General features: G+C 42.7%; 15 protein-coding genes. 3 read left to right on the plus strand and 12 right to left on the minus strand.

Annotated elements, in window-relative coordinates; all coding sequences use genetic code 11:
• Positions 1 to 44 precede the first annotated feature (44 nt).
• From MHI32_RS20065 to MHI32_RS20090, 6 genes are all read right to left on the minus strand, one after another.
• Entirely contained in the window at positions 45 to 968 is a 924-nt protein-coding gene (locus tag MHI32_RS20065; protein ID WP_036689023.1) for an ABC transporter permease subunit, read from the minus strand.
• Positions 969 to 1,080: 112 nt separating this feature from the next.
• Positions 1,081 to 2,685: a glutathione ABC transporter substrate-binding protein gene (locus tag MHI32_RS20070; RefSeq protein ID WP_076129894.1), complete on the minus strand. Its 1,605-nt coding sequence runs from the start codon at positions 2,683 to 2,685 to the stop codon at positions 1,081 to 1,083.
• 89 nt (positions 2,686 to 2,774) lie between these two features.
• Positions 2,775 to 3,779: an asparaginase gene (locus MHI32_RS20075; RefSeq protein WP_339187756.1), complete on the minus strand. Its 1,005-nt coding sequence runs from the start codon at positions 3,777 to 3,779 to the stop codon at positions 2,775 to 2,777.
• Between the two features lie 28 nt (positions 3,780 to 3,807).
• Positions 3,808 to 4,965 carry an ROK family transcriptional regulator gene (locus tag MHI32_RS20080; RefSeq protein ID WP_076183118.1) on the minus strand — a complete coding sequence of 386 codons (1,158 nt, stop codon included), beginning with the start codon at positions 4,963 to 4,965 and terminating at the stop codon, positions 3,808 to 3,810.
• 467 nt (positions 4,966 to 5,432) lie between these two features.
• On the minus strand, positions 5,433 to 6,095 hold the full coding sequence (locus tag MHI32_RS20085; protein WP_340010662.1) for an MgtC/SapB family protein: 663 nt from the start codon (positions 6,093 to 6,095) through the stop codon (positions 5,433 to 5,435).
• 147 nt (positions 6,096 to 6,242) lie between these two features.
• Positions 6,243 to 6,797 carry a GNAT family protein gene (locus MHI32_RS20090; RefSeq protein WP_081387118.1) on the minus strand — a complete coding sequence of 185 codons (555 nt, stop codon included), beginning with the start codon at positions 6,795 to 6,797 and terminating at the stop codon, positions 6,243 to 6,245.
• Positions 6,798 to 6,983: 186 nt separating this feature from the next.
• Between MHI32_RS20090 and MHI32_RS20095 the strand changes: the two genes are divergently transcribed.
• Positions 6,984 to 7,379, plus strand: coding sequence for a DUF2871 domain-containing protein (locus MHI32_RS20095; RefSeq protein WP_076129897.1), 396 nt, complete (start codon positions 6,984 to 6,986; stop codon positions 7,377 to 7,379).
• A 58-nt stretch (positions 7,380 to 7,437) separates the two neighbouring features.
• On the opposite strand, the gene MHI32_RS20100 is transcribed toward MHI32_RS20095, so the two are convergent.
• A complete protein-coding gene (locus MHI32_RS20100; protein WP_339191242.1) occupies positions 7,438 to 10,086 on the minus strand; it encodes a glycoside hydrolase family 6 protein in 2,649 nt (882 codons plus the stop codon).
• 453 nt (positions 10,087 to 10,539) lie between these two features.
• On the opposite strand from MHI32_RS20100, the gene MHI32_RS20105 reads away from it, so the two are divergent.
• Positions 10,540 to 10,968, plus strand: coding sequence for a VOC family protein (locus MHI32_RS20105; RefSeq protein WP_076183122.1), 429 nt, complete (start codon positions 10,540 to 10,542; stop codon positions 10,966 to 10,968).
• Between the two features lie 64 nt (positions 10,969 to 11,032).
• On the opposite strand, the gene MHI32_RS20110 is transcribed toward MHI32_RS20105, so the two are convergent.
• From MHI32_RS20110 to MHI32_RS20125, 4 genes are all read right to left on the minus strand, one after another.
• Complete coding sequence (locus MHI32_RS20110) at positions 11,033 to 13,375, minus strand: ABC transporter permease (RefSeq protein ID WP_076281466.1); 2,343 nt, start codon at positions 13,373 to 13,375, stop codon at positions 11,033 to 11,035.
• A 2-nt stretch (positions 13,376 to 13,377) separates the two neighbouring features.
• Positions 13,378 to 14,151 carry an ABC transporter ATP-binding protein gene (locus tag MHI32_RS20115; protein WP_076183127.1) on the minus strand — a complete coding sequence of 258 codons (774 nt, stop codon included), beginning with the start codon at positions 14,149 to 14,151 and terminating at the stop codon, positions 13,378 to 13,380.
• Between the two features lie 159 nt (positions 14,152 to 14,310).
• Positions 14,311 to 15,585 (minus strand): HAMP domain-containing sensor histidine kinase, encoded by a 1,275-nt coding sequence (locus MHI32_RS20120; protein WP_076190536.1) that lies wholly within the window; start codon positions 15,583 to 15,585, stop codon positions 14,311 to 14,313.
• A gap of 2 nt (positions 15,586 to 15,587) precedes the next feature.
• Positions 15,588 to 16,271, minus strand: coding sequence for a response regulator transcription factor (locus MHI32_RS20125; RefSeq protein WP_076129903.1), 684 nt, complete (start codon positions 16,269 to 16,271; stop codon positions 15,588 to 15,590).
• Between the two features lie 66 nt (positions 16,272 to 16,337).
• On the opposite strand from MHI32_RS20125, the gene MHI32_RS20130 reads away from it, so the two are divergent.
• Positions 16,338 to 17,603, plus strand: a complete 1,266-nt coding sequence (locus tag MHI32_RS20130) for a serine hydrolase domain-containing protein (protein ID WP_076276075.1) — start codon at positions 16,338 to 16,340, stop codon at positions 17,601 to 17,603.
• A 43-nt stretch (positions 17,604 to 17,646) separates the two neighbouring features.
• Here MHI32_RS20130 and MHI32_RS20135 read toward each other — a convergent pair whose 3' ends face one another.
• A complete protein-coding gene (locus tag MHI32_RS20135) occupies positions 17,647 to 18,006 on the minus strand; it encodes a hypothetical protein (protein ID WP_340010665.1) in 360 nt (119 codons plus the stop codon).
• Between the last annotated feature and the right edge of the window lie 83 nt (positions 18,007 to 18,089).

Raw genomic sequence — 18,089 nt, forward strand, 5'->3', positions numbered from 1 at the left:
TCACCCTATAAATCTATTGAAATTCTGCTTCTTAGTCGCATTAGCTACTGAGAAAACCTTATTTTCGGATTAAGTACGCCATACAATAAATCTACTAATAGATTGATAAGAATAAATTGTGTAGCAAACAGAAGCAGTAAGGCTTGAATGACTGTATAATCCCGGAACAAAATGGAGTCTACTAGCAGCCTGCCAAGACCCGGAATACTGAATACCGTCTCAACCATTACAGAGCCGCCGAGCAGGAACCCAAACTGAAGTCCAGCTACGGTAACCACCTGAATCAAAGAGTTACGCAGCGCATGCCTGCCGATAACAACATACTCGCGTAAGCCTTTTGCACGTCCTGTACGGATATAATCCTCCCGAAGGGTCTCCAGCATAGATGACCTAGAATAACGGGCCAACATAGACATAATTCCCATCCCGAGTGTAATGGAAGGAAGAATATAGGACTTCCATGAATCAACACCACCCGTTGGAAACCAACCAAGCTCTACCGAGAAAATTTGAATGAGTACCAAGCCTAACCAAAATCCAGGAATAGACATCCCTGAAATGGCTGTCAACGTCCCTAAATGATCCGGCCACCGATTGCGATAAACGGCTGAAACCACGCCAATTAGAAGACCAATAATTAGAGCCCAGGCCATACTAAGAAAAGTCAGCCACAACGTAGGCATTACTCTGCTTTCCAGCATGTCAGTAACCGGGATCCCTGAACGGATCGAATTGCCCAGATTCCCACTTAGCAGATCACCCATGTAGTTTATGTATTGCTTCCACAAAGGCAGATTGAGACCCAGCTGCTCCTGAATTCCACGAATCTCTTCAAGCGTGGCATCTTTACCGGCAATAAGTCGGGCTGGATCGCCTGGGATTAAGTGAATAAACAAAAAGACAAGCACCGATACAATGAACAACAGCGGAATAACCCCGAGGAGTCTTTGTAAAGCATATCTACCCAACTCATAAGCCCCCTTCAGTATCGACAAATGATTTAGTGAGGCCGCTTCCCACCATACTACAGAAGCGGCCTCGTTCATTTCTTGGGATATTAAACCTAACGTTTGTTTAGCATTATTTCACTTCTGCATTCAGGACATTAATGGAACCATCCGGGAAGACCTTAACTCCTTCCAGATACGATCTTTTGCCTGAGATGATTTGGTCGACGCCCATGAATGCCCATGGAGCATCTTCCCAAATTGTTTTTTGAATATTGCCATAGATGGATTTAGCCGCTTCTGGATCAACAGATTTATTCGCCTCAGCGATCCATTTGTCTACATTTTCATTTTTGTAATAGGCTGTATTTGAGCCAGCAGGCGGGAACATCTCACTACTGAACAACCCTCTGGTTGCACCATCTGCATCACCAGAAGATGGAGACCAGCTGACATACCACATTTGAATTTTCGCTTCTTCTGGTGTCTTAGCAGAGTTAATTTGGTCGGACAATGTGCCGCCTTCCATGGATTTCACGTCTACCTTAATCCCTACAAGTGCTAGCTGTTGCTGAATAAATTGCATCCCCTTCATAGTTTCGGATTCATTTTCACCCCAAATTTCGGTTTCGAATCCATCAGGATAACCTGCTTCAGCAAGCAATTGTTTAGCTTTTTCAATGTCATAGTCATAACCTGTTTGCGGGGAATAGTATTGTGTTTTGGAAGACATCGTGGAATCAAGCTTAGCACCAAGACCCGATTTCACAACTTTGATATAAGCTTCTTTATTGATAGCATAGTTAATGGCTTGACGTACCTTCACATCATCGAAAGGTTTTTTCATCGTATTCAACGTTACATAACGGACGATTGTCGAATCGATGGTATCTACAGTAATTCCTTCAAGACCTTCAACCTCAGATACTTGCTCCGTTGGCATTGGATAAATAAAATCTGCCTCGCCGGTTTTTAGCATGGCTATCCGTGATCCATTCTCTGGCACAGGTCTAAAGGTCACACTATCCACTTTTGGTAAGCCCGCTTGCCAGTAATCAGGGTTCTTAACGACAACCAAGCGGTCGCCTTGCACCCATTCTTTGAACTTAAATGGACCCGTCCCTACAGGATTTTTTGAAATATCGGTGCCATTTTCTTCTAAAGCTTTCGGACTAATAATAGGTGCCATAGCTACTTTATTTAAAAATGCGTTGTACGGCTCGCTGAGTGTAATAACCACGGTTTTAGCATCAGGAGTCTCCACTTTCGCTACCTTTGCGAAGCTTTTGCGCAGTCTCAGATTGTTCTTCTCATCTTGAATACGGGCGATGTTTACTTTAACCGCTTCAGCATTAAAGTCAGTACCGTCTTGGAATTTAACATTCTCTTGCAGCGTGAACGTGTAGACCAACCCGTCTTCACTTATGGAATGGCTTGCGGCAAGAACAGGAACCACGTTCATATTCTCGTCAAAACCCATCAGACCTTCGTACATCGTTCTGGCAGCGCTGATTGAATGCGTATCGCTTGCGTTATGAGGGTCCAGCGTAATAAAGTTAGAATTGATGGCAATTACAATGTCTTTATCATTCTTTGTAGTTGGGGTGCTAGTTTCAGTTCCACCAGCAGTATTGCCTTTTTGTCCCTCGTTGCTCGCTTTGTTGCCGCACCCTGCAGTCACTACTACTGTAATAAGCAGCAGCATGAACATTGACCATACTTTTCCTTTTGCTTTCATTTTTTACACTCCCCTATTCAAACGATGTATTAGAAAAGCTTCTAGTCCGATTAATCACCAAACTTGAAGATTATTCTTGACCTTATGCTCTAGATCTCCCATTGAAATACAGCACGGCGTTCGCCGACTACAGTACCGCCATCATTAACAATCGTGTTAGGCACGAGTGCATATAGGCGATCAATTGTGTCTTGATTGCTGTAACCAATACGTTCTAGAATCGATGCGATAATACATGGCCAGACTTGTTCTGATCCGTCGGATACTTTCAGTGATATACCCATTCGTTCCTTACGGAGTCCGATACCGTATACCCCTTTTGCTCCACCCTTAGCCGTCAGATTGTCATCCTTCAGGAGCTCTGAGCATACAAATTTCGTGTCAGCAATCATAACCGGGTTATCATTCATAAGTTTTGCAATGGCAGCGGCTGCGTTACGTATATCCGTATCCTCAATTAAATCGGGACACGCTAGCTTTAGATAGGAATAAGCGATTTTATGAAGCGGAAGTGCGAAGATAGGAAGTCCACAGCCATCAATACCTTGCGGGATGGACGCTTTGGGAACTTCAGCGATATAAGCCATCATCTCAAGAATCTCCTGTTGTACAGGATGGTTAGGATCGTAATAAGTGTTTATATCCCAACCCATATATTTGCTAAGGCCCATTAATCCTGCATGTTTGCCTGAGCAGTTATGAAAGATTTTACGAGTGGGCTCATTTGCCCGGTGACGTTCTGCTTTGGCTTCATCATTCAGCGGGTATGTAGAGCAGCAATGAAGTGACTCTTCTTTTAATCCCATTTTCTGAAAAAGAGCTTCAAGCGCTTCAATATGGAAGGCTTCTCCCCGGTGTGAAGCGGTAAACAGCGAAGCTTCTTTACTTGTCAAACCATATACTTCATCGATCCGGCGTTTCATTACCGGCAAAGCTTGGAATGGCTTAGCAGCAGAGCGAAGATAAGTCATATGCTCCGGATCGCCTGCTTTGTACAAAATGTTGCCCTTCTCATCAACTACACTAACTGCACCATAATGCACATTCTCCAACAGGCCCCCACGATATTCTTCTACCAATGTTGTAAATCCCATCTGTACAACCTCCCCAGCAGTAGTTAATTTAATCTAAGGCAAAAAATCGATTCTGCGATAAAAGTCCCGATCCGATAATTACACCCTTCTCATTCAGCAAAGAGCGATGAATCGTAAAGGAACCACGAAGCGGCTCCCATGTAAAGCGCGAGAGGTACAGCTGCTCAACTTCTTCGTATATATCCGGGAATTTGTCCACGAGTTCTCCACTTAAAATCACGCTGTCGGGGTTATACATGCATACGACATTATTAATGGTGATGGCCATATACATGAGTGCACGGTCGATCAAGTGAATCGCCCATTGTTCTCCTGCATGTTTTGCTGCGAATAACTCCTCAATCGTACGGATCGGGCGAATCCGATTAGCTTCAGATAATAAAGAACTGATATTTATATAGGTCTGTAAACAGCCCGCTTTGCCGCACTCACACATCATTCCGTTAGGATCTACTGTCGTATGCCCAATTTCACCCGCACTGTTCATCACCCCTCGATAAATCTCTCCCTCGAGAATCATCGCAGAGCCCACGCCTTGACCGAAACCCAATAATGCCGTACGGCTGGAGCCGACTGCAGCTCCTTTAAGATGTTCAGCAAGAGCCCTTACTTTCAGCTCATTGTCCACAGCGATTTCAAAACCTGTCAGCTCTTTCAAGCGTTTGGCTAACGGCACATTTTTCCATCCTAGCTGAACAGAGAAGACAACAATTCCTTCTTCGTTATTCACAATGCCGGGAAGTCCAACGCCAATCCCCACGATACGTGTTCTGTCAATCACATGCTGCTGGAACAATTGCTCAATGGCTTCATGAATCCGTTCCAGCGTTCGTTCCGGGCTTTCGTCTGGTGTACGGGGAAATTGACTACTGCAGATAAGCTGTCCTTGTAAGTCCACAATTCCTATAGACATAAGACTGCGATCCAGTTCAACGCCAACCGATAATACAGAAGCGTCCATCATACCTATTAACGTTGATTTCCGACCTAATCCTGATGATACCTGCTCTGAATCGAGTAAATATCCTTCCTCCGTCAACTCTCCGACAATTCGACTTACAGTCGTAGGACTCATACCAGTCTGTTTAGCAATAGAAGCGCGAGAAATCGGTTGTTGATTTTTTATAATTTCGAAAACCGTTAAACGATTTTGTCGCTTCATAAAATCCTGATCGTGCTTTTTCACGGGCATTCTCCTAATTATTTTCTCCAGTGCATTAATTGGATTAATAAACCACAAAAACAAGAAATTATTTGCAAATAAAGCGCTGATAATGTATTCTTTGATTTAAATTTTAATTTAGTTTCTCCAGTGATGGGATTAATAATAAAGGGTCATGGTTTATGTGTCAATATAAATGACATATTTTTTATTTAAAAATAAATGTAAGCGGTTAACGAAAGATAACCAACACAAAAACCACTCAATATATGACACAGACATAACATATAAGCCCATGAATTAGCATTTAATTTGAATCTTGAACCTATTAATTGGAATAGAAAGACTGAAAGTGGTATTTTGCTTGGATTAATGTGAGGGTGTGTGAATCGATGGTAAATTGAAGGTAACACTCGCATCAAAAGGAAACTCTCAAAAAGGAGGTAGCTTTTGATGCGAAGTAAGTTAGTTACATCGAAGGTGCTAAAAAATCATTGAAACTCAACGGTCTTAACCGCTGCGTTCTCTTGGATCATCGATAACAATTGTACTGGATTAAATGATTCAGGCAATCTTACAACGATTTCTACGTTTAATTCGGATTCTACACTGTTATTTTCAGCATGAAAACTTAGAACAGCGATTTTGTGTTCTTTAAGCAACTCTTGAATTCGGCCCATAGCGCCTTCTGTGTTAGCTAGACTTATAACGAGCTGTTGGGTTTTTGGTGCGGCCAGCCAGCTGTTACGACTGTGTAAGATCTTTTGCCCAAGTAAAATGATTATCGTTGCTCCTACGCCAAGAATATAAAGACCAGACCCTATAGCCATGCCCACTCCGGCTGTTGCCCAAATCCCTGCAGCAGTAGTGAGCCCTTTGACTGTGTGTCTTTGCATAAAAATCATTCCTGCGCCCAAAAAACCTACTCCGCTTACTACCTGAGCAGCTATCCGAGCGGGATCAAGAGAAAGATTAGGCCAATCCGCTTGGTCCTGAAACCCATATTTGGAGATGACCATCATGAGTGCAGCACCTAAGGCCACAACAAAATGTGTTCTAACTCCAGCTTCTTTCATCCGGCTTTTGCGTTCATATCCAACTAATACGCCACAAATTCCCGCGCCAATTACACGAAGCAAATACTCAAACTCCATACCTTCACCTTCTTTCATCATGATATGTATGTTGGATTAGTACCACGTAGGATAAAGTCGATAATCTATTTATTGTATCACAAACAAAAAACCATAATACGTCCTCTCGCATTATGGTTAACTCGCTTTTTTATAATTTTATACTTCTTAGTTCGTATCGGAAGCTAACAAAGAGCAAATCTCCGCATCTACAAATCTACCTTTTTCAAAAAAAGATTCGCGCAACAATCCCTCATACTTAAAGCCCGCTTTCAAAAGAGACTTCTTGGAGGCAATATTAGCCGGATCATAAAACGCCTCAATTCGATGGAGCTTCATATGCTCAAAGCCATACGCAATAATAGCTGTCAGGACTTCCGTCATCACACCCTGCCGCCAATAAAGTGGAGATAATTCATACCCAATCTCTGCTTTGAAATTTCTGTGCGCCCAGTTATGATATCCGCATGAACCCATCATTATATTATCCTCACGCCTGGCTATTCCCCAGCGAATACTTTGTTTGCCTTTGAAACGTTCATCCCATCTTTCGATAAGGTTGATCGCTTGCTGTATATCGGTAAAGCTATCCAGATCATAATACTGGGTCACTTCATCTTTTGAAAAATAATTATATATTTCTTTAGCATCATCCAGTGTAATTCTTCTCAAAATAAAGCGGTCTGTTTCGAGCACAGGAAATCCTTCAACGTTATCGATCATATTTTCCTTAAGTCTCCTCTCATTTCTCTAGTAGTACAGTTCGTCGTGGAAAGTGAAACTTCCTTTAGGATATAATGTATTTTATAAACTAGTGATTTTTTTCACCTTGTAATCATTTGTTCATATTGCGTTCTTAATTGCTTGATACACTTCAATCATAACGATAACTACAAAGGAGATATTCTTATGAAAAAATTGTATTACACGTCTTTTTTCTATGCAATTCTTGGTTTGATAGCCGGAGTGGCCTATCGCGAAATTACTAAAATGAATGATTTCACAGGAGATACTATATTAGTTGCGCTTCACACTCATATTCTAGTCTTAGGATTCTTTTTCTTTATTATTGCTATGATCTTAGACAAGTTATTTAATATCCATGAGGCTAAATCTTTTGGTGCATGGTACATTGTCTATAACATCGGTCTTCTAATCACGATTGGTGCAATGGCTACACGTGGAATGCTGCAAATTAACGGCAGTGATATTAGCTTCCTGCCCCATATTGCGGGGCTTGGTCACGCCATTGTTGGGGCTGGAATCATCTGGCTGCTTGTGCTACTCGGTAAACGAATTAAATAATACAGAAAGAGCCGCCAGGATCACTCCAGCGGCTCTTTTAATTATCCCCTGCTTTCCGTTACGGAGCAATCCCCCATACGAGAGCATCACTTTGATAAAGCGTCACTTTATCCCAGTTAGTATAAGCAGTTTTAGTAGCATCAAAGGAGTAGTCATTGGCTTCGTTAAAATTAGTCCAATCTGATTTATATATTCTGAGTTGAATATCTCCGGACTGGCCTCCAGCTGGAATGGAACCAGCCGAAGAAGCAAACGAAAGTTCAACGTAAGTGTCTGCATTCGTGCCAGTGTAGTCTGCAAAGGCGACTTGAACATTATTATTGCCGATCTGTGCCCAATCAATTGTGCCATTTAACGTCTGATTACTATCTTTAGTGAAATAATAACGGATTTTAAGATCGCTTAAGTTCACTGCGGTTGTGCCGTTATTTTTAATATTAAAATAAGGTTTGATCTGATTGTCTGTCGCATTAGTATCTCCCGCCCGATACTGCAACGTCAGACTAGTTGCTGCCGGAACTTGTGGAACAGCACTCGCTTGTGCCGAATTCACACTCTCTCCTGTACTATTGGTTGCGCTTACAACATAGTAATAGGTTGTTCCGTTCGTTAAGCCCGTGTTGATGTAGCTCGTTGCCGTTAGCCCTGTTGCTACAGTGGTATACGGCCCTCCGCTTGTGGTTGCACTTTTCACAGTGTAACTAGTCGCACCACTGGATGCACTCCAGCTCAGGTTTACTTTTGCATCTCCTGCTGTCGCTACCAAATTGGTTGGCGCCGCGGGAACAGTCGCAACTGCTGCTGGAGCCGCACTCGCTTGTGTAGAATCCGCACTCTCACCCACACTATTGGTTGCGCTTACAACATAGTAATAAGTTGTTCCGTTCGTTAGGGCGGTGTTAGTGTAGCTCGTGGTCGTTAGCCCTGCTGCTACAGTAGTGTACGGGCCTCCGCTTGTGGTTGCACTTTTCACAGTGTAGCTAGTCGCACCATTGGATGCGCTCCAGCTCAGGCTTACTTTTGCATCTCCCGCTGTCGCTACCAAGTTAGTGGGTGCCGTCGGAACAGTCGCCACTGCTGCTGGGGTCGCACTCGCTTGTCCCGAATTCACACTCTCTCCTACACTATTGGTTGCGCTTACAACATAGTGATAGGTTGTTCCGTTCGTTAGGGCGGTGTTGGTGTAGCTCGTTGACGTTAGCCCGGTTGCTACAGTGGTGTACGGCCCTCCGCTTGTGGTCGCTCGTTTTACGGTGTAACTAGTCGCACTGCTGGATGCCGTCCAGCTCAGGCTTACTTTTGCATCTCCCGCTGTCGCTACCAAGTTAGTGGGTGCAGCTGGAACTACAGTGCCCCCTCCGTTACTCAGAGGAATTACAGGGTAAGCATTCTGTACCAGCTGAACAAATTGATCATGGAACCAGTGGCCTGATACAGGCGCATTAGGTAATGCACCGGTCAGTGTGCCGCTTGAGCTGGTATAAGTTGGATCACACATTCTGTCAAAGCCCTTGCCCTCATTATTTGGAATGGCACTGCTGGAGCCGTCAGATTCTCCTGGAGGTTTCACCCAGACGAATGCATCCAAATGTGAGGCTGCATAACCTGCGGGTGCTGCTTGTGGAACTTCTCCAATTCCGGCACCGCTGGCATTACACCAATTGCCGCGATGGAGACGTTTATCAATCCGACCGGAATCCGCATAAGCGTTAACGGTTGTTCCGCTTGCACTAGTCGGACGATTAGGTCCTCCCCACCCGTTACGGGAAGTATCAATAAGGAAGCCGATCGTGGAAGGCCAACCTTTTGCTACAAAACCTGAATACAAAGCTGCTGTGAAATCAGCTTCATCAAAATACGGATTCCATTCATAATAACTTGCAGAACGAAGCTGCTGGCTGCCTATCGTAAGATTCGGATCTGGAAGATTAGGTTCTACTAGTGGAGTGGTATTGGCTGTATTCGTAATGAATCCATCGACACTAGCAAGTCCAGCTGTAGTGCCTGACACAACCGAAGTAAAGAGGTCGATAGCGGGGCCACGGTTAGTATCCCATCCGAGCCAGCCGGAGTGACCAATATCCATGTAAGTATACACATTTGGAATGGCATGGAGAGCATTTAAAGTGTAACGTGTAGCATCACGGTAAATATTCGTGGAGTTAGCTTGAGCACACTGTGGTGTGCTGAGATTGGTAACAAGATTCGGAAGCGAATCCGGCTCTACGATAGTCACTATCCGAATGTCACTATATTTGGGCTTTGCAAAAATACTGGCGATTACGTCAACATAATCTGATTTGTAGGTTGTCAAACCCGCTGCTGTCAGTGGCAGCTCGCCATTGGAGGCCAAAGCGTGGCAATCCCGCCCAGGCATATCATAAATTACGAATGTGGCTGTAATCGGCGTGTTTGGTTGCTTTTGCGCGAGTACGGAATCTAATGTTTCCTCAAGACTTTTTCTGCCTCCGTTTTCTGTCCCGCCATAAATTGCAGCAATTCGATCCAGCCATACGGCTGTCGGATATTTTTTAATGGTCTCCATCTTGGAAGCTAAAGTACTATCGGTAACCTGAGCAATAGAGGTATCAATCAGTGCGGCATAATCAGGATTAACATATGCTGTAGCTCCTACAAACGGATTGTCAACATGTGCCTCACTGGCATACGTGGTAGAAGGAGCATATCCGGTGATAACTAAAGCCATGATCGTAAGCAATAACAACATTTGCTTCCTTAGTGCTTTTGTCATTTATTATTCTCCTTTCGACAATTAAATAAATTCGTAAATAATTTATTAATAGCCACGCGATGCTACAATTGCAGTATTCACTCCTTTAAAGAATGGTCACCTCCTCTATGCCTTACCCGCACTCATCATCACCTCCTCTCCGTTTTAAAGATCTAACAAGAGCCTAAATACCCTAACTATTTAACATAAATATAATTTTATTTAATTTATAGAAAATTATCCCTTTTCTTGAATACTACCATATCCTATTTTTAATTAGAAGATAGTAGATGAAATAAAAGTTTAATAATGAGACTATAAGAATATTTGTTTATAAACTGGTAAATGATACAATGTGGAAGTGACAAGGTATTTTGAATTTTAAGTATTTTCGAAGTAACGCTAACAAACCTTTAAGGAGTGAAAAAAATGTCCATCGATGTTTATCTTAATTTCAATGGGAATTGTCGTGACGCAGCAGAGTTTTACGCAGAGGTGTTTGGCACTGAACGTCCACAAATCATGACCTTTGGTGAAACACCACCCGATCCCAATTTCACTCTTCCTGAGGAAGCTAAAGATTTGGTTATGCACACCCGCTTGAATATCGAAGGCAGTAATGTAATGTTTTCTGATGTTTTTCCAGGCATGCCTTTTATCGAAGGAAACAATATTAGTCTTTCCGTAGTTAGTAAGGATTTAGATAACATAAAGAAATATTTCGATAAGCTTCAAGAGGGCGGTAAAGTAGTTATGGAACTGCAAGAAACCTTCTGGAGCTCTTGTTATGGTAGTCTAAAAGATAAATTCGGCATCGACTGGCAATTCAATTATGATGACGGACGAATAAATATGTAATAAAAAAACAACGGGCATGGAGTAACTAACCTCCTGCTCGTTGTTTTTTTGTTTTTCGCTTAAATTAGTCCATAATCAAATCGTACACACTAACCTTCCGAATTCGCCGGGCAACAAGCATAGACACCGCATAAGCGACTACTAGAATGGCTGCACACAATAGCAATACTTGAGGCAAACTAACCGCCAGTTGGACATTATAAATCCCTAAACTCGAGAGCAATAGTACAAACGCTGAGTCTGAGAAAAAATACCCCCCTATGCTCCCCAAAGCTACTCCCACCACAATCACCGGAAACAGACTAAAGGTAATCTGCGTCATCAGATTAAAAGTGGTGTAACCCATTCCTTTAAGAATGCCGAACTCACGTTTCCGCTTCAGAATCAAAGTCTTAATCACTAAATACAAAATCAGACTGACTACTATAATCGTCACCACAGTGATGACTGCTGTCATAGAAGATACTGCGGCAGTGAATGTACTGAGCGTACTATCAACCGTTTCTCGAATGTTAGTAATGTTCCATTGCTTAGGGAAGCGTGCTTCCAGATCCTTCACAAAAGCTTGCGCATCTCCCCCCTCTTTCAGATACACATTGATGGACAGAGGGGTGTACTCCGGTTGAAGTCTTCTCATTCCATCACCGGTCATACTCGCCACCATTCCAAGTTGGCTAATCTGCTGGCTTAAGCCAGTAACCAAATAATTCTCCGTCACACCATTAAAAGTGATCGGGACCTCGTCCCCTATTTCTGAATTTTCCAACTTTGCAATAACACCGGAAATCACAATTTCATTATCATAAATTGGCTCTCGCCCTTTGTATATGGTTTGTGTCTCCAGCTTGCTATAATTGTCAGATACCCGGAGCATAAAGCTGGTGTTTTTAATCGAAGCGACCATGCTATCCAATACAGTCAACTTTTCAACCCCTGGCATGGCTTCTAATTCTGTAAACTTCCCCTGCTGTAGGTCACCGTTTTTCGGCAATAACAAAAAGTCGCTGCGTTCTATACCTACCAGTTCTATAACGGCGGAGGTATCTCCCTTAAAGTTGAAATTCAATATAGAGCAAAAAATACTAGAAAAGGTTAATCCGGCAACGATCAATACGATCATCATATTCTGTTTTGCCTGCCTTACTAAAGCTTTAAGGCTTAAGCTAAATTGCAGATTCATCCGGGATGTTTCGAGTGGAATTGGGTTCCGCTTGAAATTGTGAGTGAGGATTCCGCTCTGCAGAGCTGTAATCGGAGTAATGTTCCGAATTCGCCGGCTCGACAGATAGGTAACAAGTAGCACTAGTCCAGAGACAATAACCAAACTAAGCACTGCACTGACCCCTTCAAAGGATATTGGCCACAGAAGTCCGATTGAAGACGAAATCATATTCCCTACCAACGGCATAACCAGCCCAGATAACCCGCCTCCCGGTATAGCTGCAATGATGGAAACTGAGGTGAACTGTAGCAGAAGCGCATTTTTAATCTGCCATGAAGTATAACCGTTAGCTTTTAAAATACCGATGTTCGTTAAATTGTCTTCAATATGCCCCAATATTTGAAACCTGATGACAATAAGCGAGATTAGAACCATAATCAGTGCAAATACGATTAAAATGGCTGCTAAAAGATTAACAAAAACACGGTTTCCTTCGAGCCCAACCTCTGCCCGCATGACTTGAAATTGATCCGTACTTCCTGAGGCAAAAATCCGCTCACTAAGCATTTGCTCCAGCTTTACATCCTTTGAAGGATCGGTTAAATCTGCTGATAGAAAGCTGTACTGAGCTTCAGTTCCAAGACGTTCCCCCAACTGTTTATAACCTTCATCATTCAAAAATACTTTTAAAGCTCCATTAGTTAACGTCCCTAGCAACGGCTCCTCAATAAAGCCACCTATGGTATAAGAAAATGAGTTATTATCGTATACAAAAGTAAAAGTATCCCCAAGGTTATACCCCGATCCAACATGGAACAAATAAGGCAGATAGATCATATTCGCATCCTTAGATCCTAGTGGAGTCGTTGTCTTGAACAGTCCCTTGGTCCGCGGTGTATCCATGTTAAGAATTATAAAAGCTACCGTAGTGTCCGTTTGTCCGTACTTCATTTTAGCATCTGCTAACAGAATTGCTGCTTCATTCTCCCAGGATTCTGTATATGAATAACTATCCACAAGCTCCTCATACTCTTCTAGATAATCATCTTTTGGAAAATATGCACTTATTTCTGGAGTCCTTAATTCAGTCATTTTTTCTTGCTGGAAGGAATTGAGCTTCAAAATGACCGTAAGACCAATGTTCAGCAGCAGCACAGCTATCATGATAAGAATGAAGAGCGTAACCGTAGCACTTTTTCTTTTACGAATATTGGACCAAGCTAATTTTCCTATTAGGCTGCTCATCCCTACCACCCCAATTCGGTTAGAAAGGACTGTAATTGCTGCTGCCGTTCAGGTCCGTTATCTTCGCTATAAGGGGTAAGACGCAAATCTCCCACGATGACTCCATCCCGCAAATACAATATCCGATTTCCACGCAACGCGGTTTTAAGATCATGAGTAACCATAATTATACTTTGCCCTTGTCTATTCACCTCAGTAAGGACGCGCAGTACACCTATTCCTGCTGAACTATTTAACGCACCCGTCGGCTCATCGGCGAAAACCGCTTTTGGACTGTTGATCAATGCCCGGATAATCCCCGCCCGCTGAGCTTCGCCACCTGAGATTTGCGCCGGAAACTTGCCCCAGACAGAGTCATCCAGACCTACATCAGAGAGTAGCTTTTTGGCTTTTTTTACAGCACCTGCTCTATCCTTTTGTACAAGAAAAGCACTTGATAATACATTGTCGAGGACACTCATCGTATCCAGTAGATGAATCTGCTGAAACACGAACCCACAATTCTTCCGCCGGAATATCGCAAGCTGATCATTACTCATGGCTGTAATATCCTGACCTTCAAATAGAACCTCTCCAAGTGTTGGCTTATCCATACCCGAAATGGCATACAGCAGTGTTGATTTACCAGAACCAGAGCTGCCCATGATAATCGTAAAATCACCATGATATAAGGTCAGATCCAGATTTTTCAAAACATGCTGCTGAGTTCCTCCATGGGAGAAGGTTTTTCCAAGCTTATTAGTCTGCATCAGCACTTTATTATTCACTTCGCTCATGTTGAACACTCCATTTACATTCATGCTCATTAATTGCGCTAAGAAAAATCATAGTTCTACGCGAAATATAATGGCTGCAATCACAAGCTCATTCGTAATTGCAACCTTATCGTACGTTAAATGTTCTTAACATGTCTTTGTGCAATCCTTAGCTAATTCTTAATTCTGTCCTGCTAAAGGAATTAGCAGTTTGACTGTAAATCCGTCCTCCCGATTGGAGCACAGAATATCGCCTTGCATTTTTTGCATCATATAACGGGAAATGTACAGGCCTAGACCTGCACCATTCTGGCTCACGGCCAGACTGCCCCGAAAAAATTTATTGAATACTAAAGGCAGCTCCTCTTCAGGAACCCCGGGACCATAGTCCAGAATATCTACCTCCAGATAATGATCCGTGATCTCGAACTTAATATCTATGGGTGTGTCTGTGTAGGCATATTTGTAGGAATTATTCACAACATTATCGATCACCTGCTGCAACCGCAAGGGGTCCACCGTAATGAGACAGTCAGGCACAGATGCTGCTGAAATCCGTTCATAGAAATTCACATTATTTATAATTTGGATCAGCAGGTGGCTTTGCTCTTCCGTTAAGCTGACTTTAAGTTCATTTAGTTCCTCCAAGGTCGAATGGAACATATCAGTCACCAGACGATCAATCTGATCTGCTTTGGAGTACAAAGTGTTAAGCTGTCTGCCGGTCTTCTCATCCCTTGCGCTTAATAACATCAGTTCCGTGATCGCCTTTAACGAAGCAACGGGTGTTTTAATGTCATGACTGAGACTAGCAACCAGTTCCTTTTTACTTTTATTCGCCAAATATTCGCTGTGTCTAGCCGCTGCAAGCTCTTCCCGCATCATATCAAAGCTTTCGGTAAAAGCACCAAACAGATGATTACGATCCATCTCCAGCGGCACTTCCAGATCACCTCTCGCGATATGCTTCGCGAATTGCTGCATTTTGCGGAACGGACGGAGAACCGATCGATTCAGGAACCAAATATAGAGAACGCCTAGAACCGTAAGCAGAAGCAGCATCACAATAGAAACTTGTATAAATTGTTTTTTCATATGTATAAAGATCGCACGGTAATCATTATTAATAATCACCTTCCCCACCATCTTATCCTGAACAAAAACGTCCACTAGAGTATCCCGATTATTGATGGCTTCGTTAACAGTAACGGAAATCGCATTTCCCGTCTGATATTTAAGTACTCCCGTGGTATCTATAATAGCAAATTCATAAGGACTTTCCTTGTACAGCTTCGGATCAAGCTTGTCCCAGTTCTGTTCCGTGAGCTTCACAATGGTATTGATCGCCACTCTATCTGTTCCTGTCTCCACCTGCAAATTAAGAATTAGGAAGGTGAGCGCTAAACTTGCGGCAAATATAGTAAGCAGAAGGGCCAACAGCAGTTTTTTTGTCATAACTATTTGTCCTCAAAAGCATAACCGATGCCCCATACTGTACGGATGTACTGAGGATCATTAGGATTCTGCTCAATCTTCTCACGTAGATGACGGATATGTACATTTAAGGTGCCATCCCCCGCAAAAACATCTCCCCATACCTCAGTAAATAACTCCTCTTTGGGGATTACCCTATTTTTCTGCTGAATCAAATAGCTGAGCAATTTATATTCCATCGTTTTCAGCTTGAGAGCTACGCCATTAAGGCTTGCCCTCCTAAGTTCGGGGTCTATCTGGATAGGGCCGGCTTGGAGGATAGCTGCCTCAGCTATAACTTCATTATTGTGGCGTTTAAGCACCGCCTTCACTTTTGCGAGCAGCACTCGCAGGGTATACGGCTTATGAATATAGTCATCTCCTCCGATATCAAGAGCAATCAATACATCATCTTCACTGGAGCGGGCACTAATAAACAAGATGGGAATCCCCATCGTCTGACGCAGCTCTTTGCATAACTGGAAGCCGGATTCACCGCCTAAATTAATATCTAGCAGTAACATTGAGACCTGATGCTCACGTAAAAAGCTTCGACAGGCATCAGCGCTTGTAACAAACGCGGTTTGAACATCGAACAAATTAAAATATTCGCAGGTGGTCTCCGCAAGTTCAGTTTCATCATCAATAATTAAACAATCATATCTCATGGATTTCTCTCCGCTTCAACAGAATTTAGTATTATGTTAGAATATGCCTTTAAGGAGGGGTTACCTGTGGATAAACAATCCCAGCGTCTGGAGCAATTTTTAGATAAATACGAACAAAGCTGGCCATTGAGCGGCACAGTCTTGATAGCTCAGCATGGAGAAATCAAGCTACAAAAGGCATATGGGTATGCGAATCTTGAACATCAGGTCCCGAACGCTATAGATACCAAATTCCGGATCTGGTCGCTAACCAAGTCATTCACTGGCATGGCAATTCTGATGCTAAAAGAACAAAAACGTCTGCGACTGGAAGATCCGATCTTAAAATATCTTCCTGAACAGCATGCATTCGAGGGGATGACCATCCTTCATCTGCTGGGACATACCTCGGGTATAGCCAACTACACTTCTCTACCCGAATATAATCAAAAATTAAATAAACTGAAGCTGACTCCCTTGGAGATGTTACAGCTATTTGTGAGTCAACCGCCTGCATTTATGCCCGGCACATCGTTTTCCTATAATAATTCGGGTTATTATTTATTAGGAATGATCATTGAAAAGATTACTGGCATGACATTTGAAGATTATATCACTACTTTTATATTACAGCCTCTTGGCATGGTAAATACAGGAGTTTATAACAATCAGCAAATCATTTCAAAATTAGCCTCACCTTATCATTCCTCATGGGGAGAGTATACTCAGGGTGAATACATACATATGAGCTCTATCCTGTCAGCGGGTGCCATGTATTCGACGGCTGCTGATCTTTTCCTGTGGGATCAAGCGTTATACTCCGATCAATTAGTGTCTCACGATACTCTGGAGATGGCTTTTCATTCAAGTAATCTCAAGTATCGATTTGGTTGGTTTTTGGACGAACGTTATGATCGCAAAAGAATGTATCATGGTGGTGCTTATCGCGGCTTCCGAAGTGAAATGCACAGATATCCAGAAGAGCAGACAACCGTCATCATGTTGACCAATTATGATTGTGTCCCCATTACCAAGTTAACGGAATCTCTATCTGGATTAGTATTCGGTGAGCCTGCTGAAATGCCGATATTCCCGCGAGCCTTTCCACTTGATGATAGCATGTATGCTGAATATATGGGGACCTATGAGGGATTTGGCTGCAAAGCGAGCGTGGAGCGTAGGGGCCAGGACTATTATTTTGTCTGGAATGATGAAGAGGTTACACCGTTCTATCCTATCTCAGAAACAAGATTCCATCATACCAAGCATGACAGTGAATTTGAATTTAAACGAAATGAACAGGGTGAGCTTTCATTTCTGGGGATGAAAAAAAACAAACGAGTGCCGCAATAGCCATAAAATAGCTACTGGGCACCCGCCTTTTTTCAGCTAAGGCCTAAGCCTTGGCCAAAATTATAAATTGCGTGAGCATCACGATTACCGCTGAAGACACCCCCAGCGAATTAATGATTGTTAAAGCATTTGGATAACTTTCTTTCCGAAATTGTGAGAACAAAGACACCGTCCATAACACGCTGAAAAATAACGACGACAACCCAGATACAGCTTCACTATCAATTCGTCTGCTCCGGAGAAACAATCCGGCAAGGGTGGCGACAGTATAAACAATATATATTACTAGCTCTATCGATGTGATAACGATCGCCTCGCCGGTAGAGAACAAACGCATTAACAAGTATTGAAAACCTAAACAGATAAACACAAGCTGGTTAAAAGATAGTCTCTTCACTCTCATAGCTTAGCTCCTTTAGGATATATTTTCACAAAAGACAACGCTTACATTGTACTAGTGATTGAATATATCTTCTGTGACTTTCC

Origin of the sequence: Paenibacillus sp. FSL H7-0690 (assembly GCF_037980415.1) — a bacterium.
GTDB classification, from domain to species: domain Bacteria; phylum Bacillota; class Bacilli; order Paenibacillales; family Paenibacillaceae; genus Paenibacillus_AQ; species Paenibacillus_AQ odorifer.